Raw genomic sequence first — 17,121 nt, 5'->3', positions numbered from 1 at the left:
AAGCTCCCTCGCCACAAAAGCACGCGCGCTGGATCAATATCTATTTGGCCATGATCGCCACGAACAGCTCGGAATCGAGCAAACCCTCCAGCCAGTCCTGTAGCCGAGGGTAGGGCGCCTGGGCAAACCACTGGCGATCGACATGGGCAAACTGGCGCACGAACGGCAGTACTGCGACGTCCGCCAGGCTCAGGTGCGCCGCCACCAGGAACGGTCGCGCTTGCAGCCGTTCTTCCAGCTTGCGCAGAAACGCTTCGCCTTCACTTCGATAGTGTTCCATCGGCTGTTCGGGATGACGTTCCGGGTATTTGTAGCGGTTAAGGTGAAGCTTGAATACCTGGTCGTTTTCCTCGATCAGCTCCGCCGTAAGCCGCTGGCCCTCGGGGTCGTCCGCCAGCCTCCAATCCTGCGGATCACGCTGGTCGAGTGCCCAGCGCATGATCTCAAGACTTTCATCGATGACTCGCCCGTCGACGTGCAACACCGGCACCGTACCCTTGCTCGACAGCGCTAGCATTTCGGCTGGCTTGGCCTTGAGGCTGACTTCGACGATGTCCAGCGCGATAGCGCTGTAGCGCAACGCCATCCGAGCGCGCATGGCGTAGGGGCAGCGGCGGAAGGAATACAGCGTGGCTTGGCTCATTTCACCTCCACCGTGCTCAACCCGTTGCCCTGGCGGCGCACCTGAATCTGCACCGGGATCCGCTCGTGCATTTCCTGCACGTGGGAGATAACCGCGACCTTGCGGCCCTGGGCCTGCAAGCCATCGAGGGCGTCCATCGCCAGTTGCAGCGACTCGGGGTCGAGGCTGCCGAAACCTTCGTCGATGAACAGCGACTCGATTCTCAGCGTGCTGGACGCCATCGACGCCAGGCCCAGCGCCAGGGCGAGGGAAACGAGGAAGGTTTCGCCGCCGGACAACGAATGCACCGAGCGCAGTTCGTCACCCATTTCGGTGTCCATCACCAGCAGCCCGAGCATGCTGCCGCCGCGCTTGAGGCGGTAGCGGCGAACCAATTGCCGCAACTGGGCGTTGGCGTGGTGCACCAGCAAATCGAGGTTGTACGCCTGGGCCAGTTTGCGGAAGCGGTCGCCGGTGGCTGAGCCGATCAGCGCATCCAGGCGTGCCCAGCGCTGGTACTCGGTGTAGGCCTGCTCGATCTGCTGGGCGAGGGCCTGGTTGGCGTTCTGTCGACGCTGGTCCTCGGCTTGCTCGGCGCGCAAGTCCGCACACTGTTGTTCACTGGCGGTAAATTGCTCATGCAGCGTGGCGAGGGCATCAGCCAACTGTTCGGCCGGCAGGTTGCCGTTGTCTTGCGCCTGGTGGTTGTGCAGGCGCAGCTCCCGTTCGGTGAGCAGTACGCGGGCCTGCTCGATGGCTTTTTCGCTGTTGAGCAGGCGTTGTCGCAACTGCGCCACTTGTTGCTCGTCAAGGCTGAGCAGGGCGTCGAGCGCCGCGTCGTCCAGTTCCGAGTGAGAGGCGCGCCATTGGGCGATGCCCGCGGCCAACGTTTGCTGTTCGGCCTCCAGCGCCTGGGCCTGTTCCTGCCGGGCCTTGAGTTCGGCCGCCAGTTGCACGAGGTTGTTACGCAGGTCCTGCAACTGTTGATTGGCGCTGGCCTCGGCCTGACGAGCCTGTTCCAGCGCCACGTCGAGCTGCTGCTGCCATTGTTCGGCGCTGGAGTGTTCGCCCAGCAGTTGTGTGAGTTTTTCCTGGCAGGCCTGTTGCTGTTCGGCCAGGGCATTGAACTGCTGCTGTGCCGATTCCAATTGCTGCACGCGGAGCTGCTGGCGATCCTGCTCTTTCTCCAAGGCTTGCTGGCGCTGAAGTTGCTCGGCGAGTTCTTCGCGTTGCTGTTCCAATTGCGCGAGGCGCTGGCTGATCCGTTGGTCAAGTGCCATGAACGTGGCGGCCGGTTCGCTGCGCAGGGCCTGCAAGGTGTCGGCCGGCAACAGTGCGCTGAAGTGCTCGAGCTCCTCGTCCAGGCGCTGGCGATCCCGGGCCATTTCCTGTTGCTGGTTGCTCAGGTGCTGCGACGCTTGTTGGTTGGCTGTCTCTGCATCGCGCAGTTGCTGGGTCAGCCGCGCGGCGTCCTGTTGCAGGGTGAGCAGGGCGGCCTGGCGTTGTTCGTCCTGGCTGATGCGCAGCTGCAGTTGGCTGGTTTGCTGGGCCAGCCAGGCGTCGCGCTTGGGCGAATCCTGGGCCAACATCTGCGCCGACAGCGGGTGGGCTTCAAGGCTTGGCGCCAGGCCCTGATGCTGGGTGGCGAGTTGTTCCTGCTGTTGCTTGAATTCCTTGAGCTGGGCGATGACGCCGCTGTACTGCGCCCTGAGATCGATGACTTTTTCGTTGAGCAGGTCCACCGCTTTGCGGGCGTTGGCCTGTTCGCTTTCATCGAAGCGACCGAGGCTCTGCAGCAGTGCTTCGGGTTGATGGTAAGGATGTTCGACGCTGCCGCACACCGGGCAGGGCTGGTTGTCTTGCAGTTGTTCGCGCAGTTGCTCGACGCTTTCGCTGCGAGCCAGGCGCTGGCGCTCCAGCAGTTCGCGGGTCACGGTCAGGGTCTGCTCGGCGATCGTCAGCTCGGCCTTGGCTTCGCCGCCTTCGCGCACCAGTCGGTCGCGTTCCTGCAAGGCGCGCTGCTGGCGTTGCTCAAGTTCCGCGCGGCGTTTGTCCAGTTCCTGTTGGCTGGCCCACAACCGAGCCAGTTCCTCGACAGCGCGCAGTTGCTTGCGGTTGTCCTGCAAGAGGTTGCCGAGCAACTGGATCTGTTCGGCCACCGCCTGCGGTTCGGCGTCGGCCTCCTTGTAGAGCACTTCTAGGTCTTGGCGACGGGTTGCCAGGTCCTCGGCGGCACGCGCCGCATTGTGTTCCAGCAGCGTCAGTTCGTCCTGGCCCTTGTTCAGCCGATTGCCGATCAGCATCAATTGTTGAAGGCGATCGCGATAGGCACCCCAGGCATCGCTCAGTGGTGCGAGCCCGGTGCTTTGTTCCAGTTCTGCGGCGATCCGTTGCAGGCGTTCGCCCACCTGTCGCTGCTGTTCCAGTAGGGAGTCGAGGGTACGCTGGCCGTCGGTGCAAGCCAGTTGGGCCTGTTGCAGCTGCTCGGCGCGCTGGCCGGCTTCCTGGTTCAGGCGAGCGAGGCTGCTTTGTTCATCGAACGCCTGGCGCAGCAGGGGCGCGTTGTCGGTGCTCTGCTGGCGGGCCGCGACCAGTGCCAGTTGCGCCACGCCCAGGCCTTTTTCCAATTCGCCCTGTTGTTCATGCAACTCGACTTGCTGCTGGGTCAGCTGCTGGATCTTGATCGCCAGTGGCTCGAACTGCCGGGCCAGTTCCGCCTGCCGGATGAACTGATGCCGCTGCGGCGCCAGTTGTTCCAGGCGGACCAGCTTCAGGCGTTCATCGGCCTGCGCTTCCCAATCGGCTTGGGCTTGTTGCAGTTGCTCGGCGGCGCTGGCCTGTTCGTCCTGTAACTGGCGCAGGTCCTTCAACCAGGTTTGTTGCTGCTCCAGTTGCTTGAGCTGCGCCTGTTGGGTCTTGAGTGCTTGCTGGGCCTGGTTCACGCGCTCGTCCAGGTCGGCGCGGGCCTCGGGAGCCAGGGGCGTGACGCCGCTGGCCTGGTCCTGCAGTTGCTTGTGGGTTTCCTTGGCCTGCTTGGCCTTGTCGAAGGCGCGGCGGCCGAGGCGGGTATACAGGGCGGTGTCGGTGAGTTTTTCCAGCAGTTCGCTGCGGTCGTTGTCATCGGCCTTGAGAAACGCACTGAACTCGCTCTGTGCCAGCAGCACGGCGCGGGTGAACTGTTCGAAATTCAGGCCGAGGGCGGCTTCAAGTTGAGCCTTGTATTCGCCTTTCTGGCTGGCCAATAGCTGGTCGTTGTCCAGATCCCGCAGGCTCTGGCGGCTGGCCTGCAGCTTGCCGGCGGCTTTTTCCCGGGCGCGATTGGCCTCCCAGCGGGCCCGGTAGCGGCGACCGTCGATGCCGCGAAAATCCACTTCGGCATAACCGTCGCCGGTGCCACGGCGTAACAGCGTGCGCGGATCGCCCGTGGCGATTTCACCGTCGGCGTCCGGCACCTTGGCGTCCCGCCCGGTGTTGTTCAGGCGCGGCACCGCGCCGAACAACGCCAGGCACAAGGCATCCAGCAGCGTGCTCTTGCCCGCGCCCGTGGGGCCGGTGATGGCGAACAGGCCGGCGCTGGCCAGCGGCTCGGCGGTGAAATCGATTTCAAATGGCCCAGCCAGGGACGCAAGGTTCTTGAGGCGGATGGCGAGGATCTTCATGGCTGTTCGATCTCCATCTGAACATCCTGCAAGAGCACGGCGAAATCCTTCAGTGTCTGTTCGTCCACTTCACTGCCGTAGGTGTCCTGCCAGGCGCGGCTGAACAAATCCTGCGGGCTGAGCTGATCCAGTTCGATCAATGCGGCGCCTTCCTCGGCGCCTGCGGTGGCGCCGCTGCCGGCGTACTCGGCGGCGATTCGCACCAGCCGCACGGCTTTGCCTTGCAGGGCCGTTTCCACTTGCTGACGCAGGTCGGGTTGCGGCTCGTCGAGGCGCACCCGCACCTCCAGCCAGGGTTGGCGCTGGACATCGGCCAGCAGGTCAATATCGGGCAGGTCCTTGAGTTGCACCAGGACATCGGCCAGGGGCGCCGGGCCCAGGCGTTGCAGGTTGACGGCGCGGGGGATCAGCCGTGGCTCGACGTTCAGCAGTTTCTCGCCGTCCAGGGTGATGTCGAGGATCTGGTGCTGATAGCCGATTTCCGAGAACGACAGCGGGATGGGCGAGCCGCTGTAGCGAATGCGCGTTTCCCTATTGACCTTCTGTGGCTTGTGCAAGTGACCGAGGGCGACATACGTGATGCTCGGGCCGAACAGGCTGGCGGGCAGGGCTTCGGCATTGCCGATGATCAGGCTGCGCTCGGAGTCCTCCGACACCGAGCCACCCGCCATGTGCGCATGGCTGATGGCGATCAGTGCCTGGCCTTTCTTGCGCTTGGCATTGGCGGCGGCAATCAGCCATTCATGGACCTGGCCGATGCCCCGCAAGTAATCGTCCCCCAGTTGTGCGCCCGTGACCTCGGCCGGTCGCAGGAACGGCAGGGCCAGGCACCAGGCCCGGACCTTGCCCTTGGCGTCGGGCAACGGCAGCAACAGGCGCTCGACGTCCAGTTGTCCATCGTCCAGCCACAGGACGCGGCCCAGGGCATGGGTGCGCAAGCGGCGCATCAATGGCGCGGGCAGTTCGATCCGAGAGCCGGAATCATGATTGCCGGCGATCATGACGATGGTCAGGTTGGCGTTTTGTTCGTGGGCACTGACGATGAAGTCGTACAGTCGCTCCTGGGCTTTGACGGGCGGGTTGACCGTGTCGAAGATATCGCCGGCAATCAGCAGCACGTCGGGTTTTTCGCTGGCCAGCTGACGCAGCAGCCAGTCAAGGAAACAGGCGTGCTCGAAGTCGCGATCCTGGCCGTGGAGGTTTTGCCCCAGATGCCAGTCGGAGGTGTGAAACAGACGCAAGGCAGACTCCAGAAACAGACGGTGGCCGCGGGAAGAGAGGCGGCGCAAAAATGCAGAGTTTACTGGGAAACGCAGGGGAGGGGCTGCTCAACTTTGTCGAATGGACCGGCGCGGCTCTTGTGGCGAGGGGATTTAGCGAAACGTCGCACCGCCCCGCTGGGTTGCGAAGCAGCCCCAATAGCAGCGACTCAATCTATCTGGCACTCCGAGTTGCCTGGCTTGGGAGTGCTGCGCACTCCAGCGGGGATAAATCCCCTCGCCACATGAAGCCGCTGCTACACCGGCTATTTGGGATAAAGCGGCGGCAAGCTCGAATCACTGGCGCCGTCCAGCGTTCCTTCAAGCGGCGGAATGGTGCGGATGGCCCGCCACAAATCCTCGCCTTGCCAGTGCTGGCCGGTCTCGCTGTAGAGGGCGCCGTTCAAGCCGTCGAGGGCGTCGGACAACGGCACGAAACGCGCGGCCATGTCCGCGAGGGTCTCCGGCTGCTGCCGGGCCCAGGCGTCCAGTGCCTGGCGAGTGGCGTGCGGGTCGTTGGCCAGGCAGGCCCGCTTGAGGTCGTCCAGCAACGTGCGCGGGCTAGGCCCGGCCTGGGTCGAGCGCAGCACCGCCGGTTGCCAGCGGGCCCGCCACCACAGGCCGAAACCGAGCAGTGTGGTACAGGCGAGGATGAGCGTGCTCAATTGCCAGTACCACAGCGCCTCGCTGTCAACGGTCGTGACGATCTGGGTCGTGCCCGCCGGGGTGTCGACCATCAGGCTCGGGTTGTTCGCCACTTGCAGGGTCCGCGCGGGCAGGCTGGTGCGGTCCAGGTGATCTTCCAGGGTGTTCCACCAGACCACTTCCACCGGCGGCAGCTCGATGGTGCCGCTGCGGTTGGGCACCAGGGCTTCGCGGTCTTCACGGCTGCCCACCAGGCCACGTTCGCTGCTGCGGCTGCTGAGCACCGGTTGGTCGGGGTAACGCCGCAGGCCGTTGATTTCAGTCGCTGGCAGCGGCGGCAACTGGGCGCTGGTCAAGCCTTCGGCTTCCAGGGTCAGGCTGCGGGTCAACGAGTCGCCGACCTGGCTATGGGTCGGTTCCGGGCTCCAGCTTTCGCTCAAGGAAAGGCTGCGGGCCGGAAGCCAGGGGAGGTCGGCCGGGTAGCTGGCGGGCTTTGGCTTGACGGTCAGCATCAGTTGCGTGGAACTCACACGCATCAGCTGGCCGGGCTTGGCCCCCTGCGATGCGGTACCCTGGGCCACCGGCTCGACCAGGGTGGCGCTGAAGGTCTGGGCCGGGATCGCCAGTTCGCCGCTGCGTTGCGGGTAGATGCCATAACGCAGTTCGATCACGCCGTGGCGCACGTCGTTGATGACTTTTTCATAGGTGCGGGATTCGCCCAGTTGCTCGGTGCGAGCATCCGGGATATGGAGCGGTGTCAGGCTGCTGTCGTCGTACAGCGACACCGAATGGTAGATGCGCAAGGTCAGGATCGCCTGGGCCTGTACGTACACTTCGGCCTGGTCGAGGCTGGCCTCGATGAACACCGGTTCGAGGGTGCCGGAGGCGTTGCGGGTTTCGCTCTCGATCACCTGCAATGTGATCGGCTGGCTGGTCACTTCGCCCAATTGCAGGGCGGGAATGACCACGGTGCCGCTCTGGCGCGGCAGCAGCGTCACGATCCAGCGCGTGGTGGCGCGATTCTCGCCGTCGAGGGTGGTCAATTGGTTGACCTGGCGGGTGCCCCGGACATCGAACAGCGCCTGCAGCGGGCTCAGGTCGGGTTTGCCGAACAGCGTGGCATCGTTGGATTCCAGCGTCAGCTCGACGGTCTCCCCGGAGTTCAACCGGCTGCGATCCACGCTGGCAGTCAACTGCGCGGCTTGGGCCCCGGCGGTCCAGAGCAGCAAGGCGAGGAGGTAGGCGGTGAAGCGGGTCATGGGTGTTTTCCCTGGGCCTGATGGCTTTGCTGTTCATACCAGAATTTTCGTCGAAGCAGTTCGCCCGGGTTGTCCGGGATCTGGCGCAGCCATTGTTCCAGCGCCTGGCGTTGTTCTTCTTCGTTGCGTTGACCCGTGGCCGGGCGAAGCGGCGGGGTGGTGGTCTGCTCGTCGGGCAATTCGCTGCCCGGCACATCCTGGGCAACGGGCGGAGGATCCTCGGTCGGCTGGGCGTCGTCCGGGGTGGCGGTCGCTTCGGAGGAGGGATGGCCCTGCTCGGACGATTGGCTCGGCCTGTCGGTCTCCTGTGGTTCCTCGCTGGGGGGCGGTTCCGGGGTTTCGGCAGGTTTGGGTGGGGCCGCTGGCGGAGCTTGTTCTTGCAGCAAGCTTTCCACCAGGGCCTTGTTGGTCTGCGCCGGACGCAGGTCCGGTTGCAGTTCCAGGGCCTGCTCATAGGCGTCGATCGCGGCGTCCAGCTCGCCGCTGCGGGCCAGGGCGTTACCGCGATTGTAATGGGCGCGGGCGTCGTTGCCTTCGGCAAAGCGCTGGGCGGCTTCGCTGTACCGGCCGGCTTCGTACAGGGCGACCCCCTGCCATTGGCTGTCCTCGAAATGCGCGGCGGCCTCGGCCGGGCGCTTTTGCTTGAGCAGGTGTTGGCCCTGTTGGTCCGGGCGCAACCATAAATCCTCGAACTCGAAGGCATGGCCGGTCTGGGGCAATGCCAACAGCAATGGCAGGCAGAAAAGCCAACCGCGCCGCCCGGCGCACGCTGCCAGCAGCAACAACGGCAACAGCAGCCAATAACCCTGGTCGGCCCAGGTGTCCAGGCGTAGTTTCTGGCCATCGCTGCGCAGGTGTCGCGGTCCCTCCAGCAGGCCCAGGCCGCGCAGGTCCCGGTCGTCCAGGCGTGCCGGACGGTAGCGGCCGTCCAGCTCACTGACGAAGGACTTGAGGCCCGGGCTGTCCAGGCGCGGAACCAGGATCGCGCCCTTTTCATCCTTCAGGTAACTGCCGTCATCCTGGGCCACTGGTGCGCCTTCCCGGGTACCGATGCCGAGCATCAGCAGGCGTGTGGCGGAGCCGTCCAGAACCTGGCGAATGCCTTGCCGTTCCTCCTCGTTCAGGGAGGAACCGATCAGCAGGATTCGTCCGTGGCCAAGCCCGGCCTGGTCCAGCAGCGTCATGGCCTTGTTGACGGCCAGGTCGGCGCGGTGGCCGGCTTGGGGCATGATCGACGGTTTCAGGGCTTCGAGCAGGTTGGCGCTGGTGGCGAGGTCGTCCGACAGCGGGACCAGGGTGTGCGCACTGCCTGAGTAGACGACGATCGCGGTCTGCGCGTCGCTGCGGCTATGCAGCACGTCCAGCAGTTTGCGCCGCGCCTGTTCCAGGCGCGTGGGCGGGACGTCGGTGGCGAGCATCTCCGGGGTCAGCTCGAGGATGACCACCAGCGGATCGGCAGGTTTCTGGCTGGTCTGTTCGACGCGCGTCCAACTGGGGCCCAGCAACGCCAGCACCATCAGCAGCCAGCCCAGCCCGAGGGCAATCCAGGGCAGCTTGCTTTCACGGCCGCTGCCGCCGCTGAGCAGCACTGCGTGAAACGCCGGAGGCAGGATCATCTGCCAGCGGCCCACGCGTTTCTGACGGTGCCACAATTGCCAAAGCAGCCAGCCCAGCAAGGGCAGCAGCAGGATGAAACCGGGGCGCAGCCAATGCGGCCAGAGCGCGATCATCGGCGCCTCCGCAACCGCAGGCGCTTGAGCCGCTGCCGCCATTCGGACGGTTGCGACGGCTGGAACAAGGGCTGGGTGAACAGGCGCTGCAACGGGTTATCCGGCCAGCGTTCCCGGGCCACCAGCAACAGGCTCAGCAGCAGCGCGATCGCCAGCGGCCAATGATAGAGCGCCTGGGCCGGACGGGCCTGGGTCGGTTGTTGGGTCACCGGCTCGAGTCGGTCGAGGGTGGTCTTGATCGTCAGCAACTGCTCACCGTCCTGGGCACGGAAATACTGGCCGCCGGTGACCTGGGCGATTTCCCTGAGGGTCGCTTCGTCGAGATCCAGGCTCGGGTTGACTCCCAAAAAGCCCGCCGTGCCGCTTTGCTCCGGATCGGCGCCTACGCCGATCGTGTAGATTTTCACGCTTTCATCGGCGGCCAGCCGGGCGGCAGTCAGGGGATCGATTTCACCGCCGTTGTTGGCGCCATCCGTGACCAGGATCAGCACGCGGCTCTGGGCCGGACGCTGGCGCAGGCGTTTGAGCGCCAGGCCGATGGCATCGCCGATGGCGGTGTTCTTGCCGGCGATGCCGACGCGCGCCTCATCGAGCCAGCGCCGCACGGTATGACGGTCGAAGGTCAACGGTGCCTGCAGATACGCCTGGCTGCCAAACAGGATCAGGCCGACCCGGTCGCCTTCGCGGCTTTCCAGAAAGTCCCCGAGCATGCGCTGGACCAGCCCCAGGCGGCTGATGTCTTCTTCCTTCCACTGCATGTCAGGAAAATCCATGGACCCGGAAACGTCCACGGCGACCAGCAAGTCGCGGCCGCTTGCGGCAATCGGCAACGGCTCGCCCAGCCACTGCGGACGGGCGGCAGCGATCAACAGCAGCAGCCAGAGCAGGATGAAGGGTGCCTGTTGGCGCCAGGTGGGCAGGTTGGCCCGGGCGCGACGCCCCACGAGTCCTTCGAGGTCTTCCAGGAAACTGACCTTGAGTGCCGGCTCGCCGCTGTCCGCCGCCGGCAATACCAGGCGCATCAGCCAGGGCAACGGCAACAGGACAAAGATCCACGGCCAGGCGAATTCAAACATGTTTGCGAATCCATATCTCGACGGCTTGGGTCAGGCCGGCGATGGCTTTGTCATCGAGCTTGCATTCGGGCTTGTAGGCGCCTTCAACCAGGATCATCCAGCGAGTCAGGCCGGCGGCCGGGCAGCGGTTGTCCAGGAACGCCAGCCACTTGCGCCCGTTGAGGGTGTGGCTCTGGCTGTAAGGATAATGGTTACGGCACAAACGCTTGAGCAGCCCGTTGAGTTGCTGCAGCCAGGCGCCGGCCGGCGCGCCGTCGTAGGGCTTGGGCAGCAGGGCGAGCTCGGCCAACGCCGCCAGGCGGACCGGGTCCAGCGGCTGTTCGGCGCGGGCGGTGTTGCGCTTGACCGGAATGAACCGGCGCAACTGCCAGGCACCCACGCCCAGCAGAGGCAGCAATACCAGCAATAGCCACCAGCCCGGCGCGGGCGGCCAGAATCCGATGGGCGGCGGGGCCATGAGCGGTTGCAACTGGTCGAGGCTGCTCATCGGGTTTTCCCCGGCCGCTTGGGGTTCAGGTATTCGCGCAGCTGTTCGACCATGTCGCCCTGGGTGCTCAAGGGCAGCATCAGGATCCGCAGCTTCTGGGCCAGCATCTCCCAGCGCTCCAGCCGTGCCTCGGCCTGGGCGCGGTAGGTCTGGCGCAACTCGACGTTCAAGGTGTCGAGCTCCAGCTGTTCGCCGCGCTGGGCAAAACGCAGCAATCCGGCGGCGGGCAGGGCGTGGTCCAATGGGTCGGACAATGGCAACAGCAACAGGTCGCAATGGCGCGACAGCAAACTCAGTTGTTGTTCCGCGCTGTCGGACAAGGCGCGCTCGTCGCAAATCACGATCGCCAGGCTGCCAGGGCGCAGCACCTCCCGGGCGCGGCGCAAGGCCACGCCAAACGAGTCGCGGTCCGACTCGCCGTCGGTGTGCAGCGATTGATTGACGCGCACCAGGCGGTTGAGCAACTGCAGCAGGCTTTGTTTGCTGCGCCGTGGCTTGACTTCGTAGTGGGTGTTATTGCCGAACACCAAACCGCCAACCCGGTCGTTGTGCCCCAGCGCGGCCCAGCCGATAAGGCTCGCGGCCTGGGCGGCGAGCACCGACTTGAAGATCAGCCCGGAACCGAAGAACAGGCGATGGCTCTGCTCGATCATGATGAAGATCGGCCGCTCGCGCTCTTCGTGGAACAGTTTCGTGTGAGGTTCCTGGGTCCGTGCGGTGACGCGCCAGTCGATGGTGCGCACATCGTCGCCGGCCTGGTAGATCCGCACCTGGTCGAAATCCACCCCGCGCCCGCGCAGCTTGGAATGGTGCAGGCCGATCAGCGGGCTGCGCTGGCCGGGCGTGGAAAACAACTGCACTTCGCGCACGCGATGGCGCATCTCGATCAGCTCCGAAAGGCTGACGCGGATGCCCGGGACGGGCGCGAGTGGGTTATTCATGATGGATACTCAAGCGACGGCGACGACGTCGAGAATCCGCTGCACGACCCGGTCCTGGTCAATGCCGGCGGCTTCGGCTTCGAACGACAGGATGATGCGATGGCGCAGTACGTCGAACAGCACGGCCTGGATGTCTTCCGGGCTGACGAAGTCGCGCCCGGCCAGCCAGGCGTGGGCGCGGGCGCAGCGATCCAGGGCAATCGAGCCCCGCGGGCTGGCGCCATAGGCAATCCACTCGGCCATCTCCGGATCGAACTTGGCCGGGTTGCGAGTGGCCATGATCAGTTGCACCAGGTACTCCTCCACGGCGTCGGCCATGTACAACCCGAGGATTTCCTTGCGCGCGGCAAAAATCGCCTGCTGGCTGACACGACGCTCGGGCTTGGTTTCACCATTCAGCGCTTCACCCCGGGCCTGCTGCAGGATACGGCGCTCCACCGCGGCGTCCGGGAAGCCAATCTTCACGTGCATCAGGAACCGGTCGAGTTGGGCTTCGGGCAATGGATACGTGCCTTCCTGCTCGATCGGGTTCTGCGTGGCCATCACCAGGAACAGCGGCGACAGTTCATAAGTGCTGCGCCCGACGCTGACCTGCCGCTCGGCCATGGCTTCGAGCAAGGCCGACTGGACCTTGGCCGGTGCCCGGTTGATTTCGTCCGCCAGCACCAGGTTGTGGAAAATCGGCCCCTGCTGGAACACGAAACTGCCGGTTTCCGGACGATAGATCTCGGTGCCGGTGATGTCGGCAGGCAATAGGTCGGGTGTGAACTGAATGCGATGGAACTGCGCTTCGATCCCTTCGGCCAGCTCCTTGATCGCCTTGGTCTTGGCCAGGCCCGGCGCACCTTCCACCAACATATGCCCGTCGGCGAGCAGGGCGATGAGCAGGCGCTCGATGAGTTTTTCCTGGCCGAGAATCTGCGTAGAAAGAAAGGTTCGCAGCGCCAGCAGCGCTTCACGATGTTCCATCGATGACTGTTCCTGGAAAGGGTGGCCCCGGCGTTCGGATAACGCCGGGGCTGGGGGCGTTACTTTAATGCATGGCAGGGGGTGGCGACTAACGGGATTTTGATGGGGGTGCGGATTTGTGATCGGCTTGGATCTGTGGAAGCGGGCTTGCTCGCGAAGGCGGTGTGTCCATCGACGAAAATGTTGCCTGACACTACGCCTTCGCGAGCAAGCCCGTTCCCACAGGAGATGAGTGGCGGAACCAGGATCCAGGCACGCCGCAGTCCCACTGTGGGAGCGAGCCTGCTCGCGATGGCAATCGGGCGGGGCCGAGTGACTCAGCCTTTCCAAACCCCCGGATTGACCAGGTTCGCTGGCCTTTCACCCGCCAACGCCGCCAGCAGGTTCTCCACCGCACAACGCGCCATTGCCTCCCGGGTCTCGTGGGTAGCCGAGCCCATGTGCGGCGTCGCCACTACGTTATCCATCTGCAACAGTGGCGAATCCGGGTCCAGAGGCTCGTGCTCGAAAACGTCCAGCCCGGCGCCACGGATCTGCCCGTGGCGCAAGGCGTCGATCATTGCCGTTTCGTCCACGACCTTGCCCCGGGAGATATTGATGAAGATGCTTTCAGGGCGCATCTGGGCGAACGCGCGTGCATCGATCAGGCCTTCGGTCTCGGCGGTCAAGGGCAAGGTCAGGCATATGAAATCCGCTTGTTGCAACAGCGTGTCGAGGTCGCAATAGCGCGCCCCGAAACGCTGCTCCACTGGAGGCTTGGGCGAATGACTGTGATAGAGCACCGGCATGCCGAAGCCGAAGTGTCCGCGTTGGGCCAAGGCTTCGCCGATGCGGCCCATGCCGACGATGCCCAGGGTCTTGCCATGGACGTCGCTACCGAAATGCCGCGGGCCGATGCTTTGTTGCCACCCGCCTGCACGAACCAGGTTGGCCAGTTCCACCACGCGTCGCGCCGTTGCCAGGATCAAGGCGAACCCGGTGTCGGCGGTGGTTTCGGTCAGCACATCCGGCGTATTGGTGAGCAGGATCCGGCGTTCGGTCAGGTAATCGATATCGTAATTGTCGACGCCGACCGAAACGCTGGCGATGGCCTCGAGATTCGGCGCCAGATCAAGCAACGACGCATCCAGCTTCAGGCTTGCGCCCAATAAGGCGTGGGCGCTGGGCAGGGCGTCGCGCAGTTGCGCCAGGCCCGGGGCGTCGAGGCGTTCGATGAGGGTGACTTGGGCCTGGGCCTGCAGGCGATCCATCAGTTGCGCTGAGAGTTTCTTGTACAACACCACGTGCTTTTTCATGGGATTTCTCGATTCAGGAACGGGCAGGCGCCGGGTGCGGCGTCACGGTTTTGGACACGACCCGGTCGCTGGCGCCGGGCTTGAGGGCGAGGGTCAGTACCACCGACAGCAGCAAGGCGCCGCTCATCAACAAGAAGGACATGCCGGTGGAGCCAGTGGAGCCGTTGAGGTAGCCCACCAGGTACGAGCCGCCGAACGAACCCAGTGCGCCCATGCTGTTGATCAGGGCCATGGCGCCACCGGCGACGTTGGCCGGGAGGATCTCCGGAACGATGGCGAAAAACGGACCGTAGGGTGCATACATGCAGGCTCCGGCGATCACTAGCAAGGCATAGGACCACCAGAAATGCTCAGCCCCGAGCAGGTAGGAGGCGTAGAACGCGATGGATGCGACCAGCAGCGGTGGCCAGACAAAGCGCTTGCGTTTCTGCACCTTGTCCGACGCCCAGGACACGATCAGCATGGCCACCACCGCCGCCAGATAAGGCAGCGATGACAGCCACCCGGCTTCGACCATGCTCATCTTCAAGCCGGCCTTGAGGATCGACGGCAACCAGAGCACAAACCCATAGACGCCGATGCTCCAGCAGAAGAATTGCAGGGCAAGGATGATCACTTTGGGTGAGCGAAAGGCCTCGGCGTAGTTCTTCACCGCCTTGATGCCCACCTGCTCGGCGGCCAGGGCGCTTTCCAAGTCTTGTTTTTCCTGTTCGCTGAGCCACTTGGCCTGGGCCGGGCGATCATCGGCCAGGCGCCACCAGACGAAGGCCCAGAGCACCGCCGGCAGGCCTTCAATGATGAACATCCAACGCCAGTCGAATTGCTGCACCAGATAGCCCGAGACCACCGACATCCACAGCATGGTCACCGGGTTGCCGAGGATCAGGAAGGTGTTGGCGCGCGAGCGTTCGGCCCGGGTGAACCAATGGCACAAATAGACCAGCATCGCCGGCATGACGGCGGCTTCCACCACGCCGAGCATGAAGCGGATCACGATCAGCCAATACGCGTTGGAGACCACGCCGGTGAGGGTCGCCAGCGAGCCCCAGAGGATCAGGCTGACGAAGATCAGCTTCTTCACGCTGTGCTTCTGCGCGTAGATCGCCCCGGGTACCTGGAAGAAAAAGTAGCCGAGGAAAAACAGCGCGCCGAGCAGCGATGACAGCCCTGGGGTAATCATCAGGTCCTCGGCCATGCCCGACGCGGCGGCAAAGCCATAGTTGGCCCGGTCGAGGTAGGCCAGGCTGTAGGTGATGAACACGATGGGCATGATGTACCACCAGCGGCGGGTGGCGAGGTTGAGCGTTTGCATGTCGTTGACTCCTGAGCTTGTTGTTTTTGTTCAGCAGGTGCGTTTTGCGGTGGCTTCATTCGCGAGCAGGCTCGCTCCCACAGGGTTTAGCGTTGGCCCGTGTGGGAGCGAGCCTGCTCGCGAATAGCGGTTTCAAATTCAGTCGACAGTTCATCGCGCGTCGGCAGTCCTTCCATGTCCCCACGGCTCTGCACCGCGCGGCTGCCGATCCAGTTCGCGCGGCGGACCGCCTCGGTGATGTCGCGGCCTTCGAGCAGTGCGCTGATCAGGCCGACGGCGAAGCCATCTCCGGCGCCCACGGTGTCCACTACCCGGGCCACCGGCACGCCGGCAATGAATCCCTGGTCGAGCGCGGTGCGGTAATAAGCACCGTCCGGGCCGAGCTTGATCACCACGGCTTCGGCGCCCAGGTCCAGGTAGAACGCGGCGATGTCGGCAGGGTCGTCAAAACCGGTCAGCAACCGACCTTCGCCGAGGCCCGGCAAGACCCAGTGGGCGAGGGCGGCGTGGCGATTGATCTCGCGGATCATCGTCGCTTCGTTCGACCACAGGCTCGGGCGCAGGTTGGGGTCGAACGACAGGCTGCGGCCGGCCTCGCGCATGCGGGTCATCAATTCGAAGGACATCGCCCGTGCAGTCACCGACAGCGCTGGCACGATGCCGGTGGCATGCAAGTGACGGGCGGCGAGCAAGGACGGTGCGATAGAATCAACGGACAAGTGACTGGCGGCTGAACCACGCCGGAAATATTCGACCTGCGGATCGCTGCCATCGTCGGTGCGGGACTTGAGCTGGAAGCCGGTGGGGTGCGCCGGATCGACGGCCACGTGGCGACAATCCAGGCCTTCCTTTTCCAGCGTCTGCACCACGAAGCGTCCCAGGGAGTCGGCGCCGACCCGGCTGAGCCAGGCCACTTGGAAACCCAGTCGCGACAAGCCGATGGCCACGTTACTGTCGGCCCCGGCGATGCGTTTGTGAAACTGGTTGACGGCGGCCAGGTCGCCGGTTTCGTCGGCCACCAGCATCGCCATGGTTTCACCGAACGACAATACATCGAAGTCAGACATGGGCGGTCTCCCGGCGCGATTGCCCGAGGCGGGACAGGATGGCGACATGTTCGGCAGTCAGTTGCAGCAGGTCGTCGCCCTGCAACGGGTATTCGGCGGCACGCATCACGCCGACCGGCATGTGCTTGAGCAATTGTTCCCACAGGTGCAGGTCGGCCTGGCCGGGCGGAACGGCAACGAGCTTGCCATCGGGACGCCGGGCCACCGCCTTGCAATGCACGTAGGCGACATGCCGCCCGAGTTGCCGGGCCGCCACCGTGGCTGATTGGTCCTGCCATTGCCAGTTGCCGATGTCGAAGGTCATGGCGATGGGCAGCGCGTGTGCTTCGACCGCGGCGAAGAAGCGTTGCAGCGGTTCGATTCGTCCGCCCTGCAGGGTCTGGTCGTTTTCCACGAGCAGTTGCACCGGGCTTGTCGCAAGGATGTCCGCCAAGGCCGACAAGTCGTGGGAGTCGCTGAAGTGACCGAGGGAAACCTTCAGCCATGCCGAACCGAACGCCTCGCCACGTTGCAGGGCGGTCGCGAGGGCGGGATTGGGCCTGGGCTGGCCGGGGAGCCAGAGTTCCAGAGGCGAGGAGTAGATGCTTTGCAATCCATGGGCGCGAGCGCCAGCGGCCAATTCGGCGGGTTGTTCGAAGGTCAGCAACTCTTCGCGCCATTCGATGCGCGAGGCGCCAGCGGCGGCCAGCAGGTCGATGAAGCTGCCTTGGCCGCGTTGGCGCACCAGGTCGGCGCCGTAGCTGGAGAGGCTGATGGAAACGGCTGGTTTGTTCATTGTTGTTGTACCTCTGAAACCGGTT

Annotated in this window: 13 protein-coding genes; all 13 read right to left on the bottom strand. The window is 64.5% G+C overall.

The genetic code is table 11. The features are described 5' to 3' along the window. Nucleotides 1-40: 40 nt before the first annotated feature. Entirely contained in the window at nt 41-643 is a 603-nt protein-coding gene (locus AB4N42_RS19915) for a glutathione S-transferase (protein WP_217861768.1), read from the bottom strand. After that, complete coding sequence (locus AB4N42_RS19910; protein WP_460115204.1) at nt 640-4,281, bottom strand: AAA family ATPase; 3,642 nt, start codon at nt 4,279-4,281, stop codon at nt 640-642. Before AB4N42_RS19910 ends, AB4N42_RS19915 begins: the two co-directional genes overlap by 4 nt. Then, nucleotides 4,278-5,522 carry an exonuclease SbcCD subunit D C-terminal domain-containing protein gene (locus tag AB4N42_RS19905; RefSeq protein WP_198798281.1) on the bottom strand — a complete coding sequence of 415 codons (1,245 nt, stop codon included), beginning with the start codon at nt 5,520-5,522 and terminating at the stop codon, nt 4,278-4,280. The genes AB4N42_RS19910 and AB4N42_RS19905 overlap by 4 nt, the downstream gene beginning before the upstream one ends. A 284-nt stretch (nt 5,523-5,806) precedes the next feature. Then, nucleotides 5,807-7,444: a BatD family protein gene (locus AB4N42_RS19900; RefSeq protein ID WP_217861770.1), complete on the bottom strand. Its 1,638-nt coding sequence runs from the start codon at nt 7,442-7,444 to the stop codon at nt 5,807-5,809. Further along, entirely contained in the window at nt 7,441-9,174 is a 1,734-nt protein-coding gene (locus tag AB4N42_RS19895; RefSeq protein WP_460115203.1) for a vWA domain-containing protein, read from the bottom strand. Before AB4N42_RS19895 ends, AB4N42_RS19900 begins: the two co-directional genes overlap by 4 nt. Further along, on the bottom strand, nt 9,171-10,250 hold the full coding sequence (locus tag AB4N42_RS19890; RefSeq protein ID WP_198798284.1) for a vWA domain-containing protein: 1,080 nt from the start codon (nt 10,248-10,250) through the stop codon (nt 9,171-9,173). The genes AB4N42_RS19895 and AB4N42_RS19890 overlap by 4 nt, the downstream gene beginning before the upstream one ends. After that, the gene (locus tag AB4N42_RS19885) at nt 10,243-10,737 is read right to left on the bottom strand and encodes a DUF4381 domain-containing protein (RefSeq protein ID WP_030142596.1); all 495 of its coding nucleotides are present in this window, start codon (nt 10,735-10,737) and stop codon (nt 10,243-10,245) included. Before AB4N42_RS19885 ends, AB4N42_RS19890 begins: the two co-directional genes overlap by 8 nt. Further along, nucleotides 10,734-11,678 (bottom strand): DUF58 domain-containing protein, encoded by a 945-nt coding sequence (locus AB4N42_RS19880; RefSeq protein ID WP_030142595.1) that lies wholly within the window; start codon nt 11,676-11,678, stop codon nt 10,734-10,736. The genes AB4N42_RS19885 and AB4N42_RS19880 overlap by 4 nt, the downstream gene beginning before the upstream one ends. A gap of 9 nt (nt 11,679-11,687) precedes the next feature. Beyond that, entirely contained in the window at nt 11,688-12,647 is a 960-nt protein-coding gene (locus tag AB4N42_RS19875) for an AAA family ATPase (protein ID WP_030142594.1), read from the bottom strand. 317 nt (nt 12,648-12,964) lie between these two features. Continuing rightward, nucleotides 12,965-13,942: a 2-hydroxyacid dehydrogenase gene (locus AB4N42_RS19870; protein ID WP_030142593.1), complete on the bottom strand. Its 978-nt coding sequence runs from the start codon at nt 13,940-13,942 to the stop codon at nt 12,965-12,967. Between the two features lie 13 nt (nt 13,943-13,955). Beyond that, nucleotides 13,956-15,254, bottom strand: a complete 1,299-nt coding sequence (locus AB4N42_RS19865) for an MFS transporter (RefSeq protein ID WP_030142592.1) — start codon at nt 15,252-15,254, stop codon at nt 13,956-13,958. 86 nt (nt 15,255-15,340) lie between these two features. After that, a complete protein-coding gene (locus AB4N42_RS19860; RefSeq protein WP_460115202.1) occupies nt 15,341-16,321 on the bottom strand; it encodes a sugar kinase in 981 nt (326 codons plus the stop codon). Then, the gene (locus AB4N42_RS19855) at nt 16,314-17,096 is read right to left on the bottom strand and encodes a sugar phosphate isomerase/epimerase family protein (protein ID WP_460115201.1); all 783 of its coding nucleotides are present in this window, start codon (nt 17,094-17,096) and stop codon (nt 16,314-16,316) included. The genes AB4N42_RS19860 and AB4N42_RS19855 overlap by 8 nt, the downstream gene beginning before the upstream one ends. Nucleotides 17,097-17,121: the final 25 nt, after the last annotated feature.

Source organism: Pseudomonas sp. H2_D02 (assembly GCF_054677635.1).
This window is presented reverse-complemented; position numbering and strand designations above follow the sequence as displayed.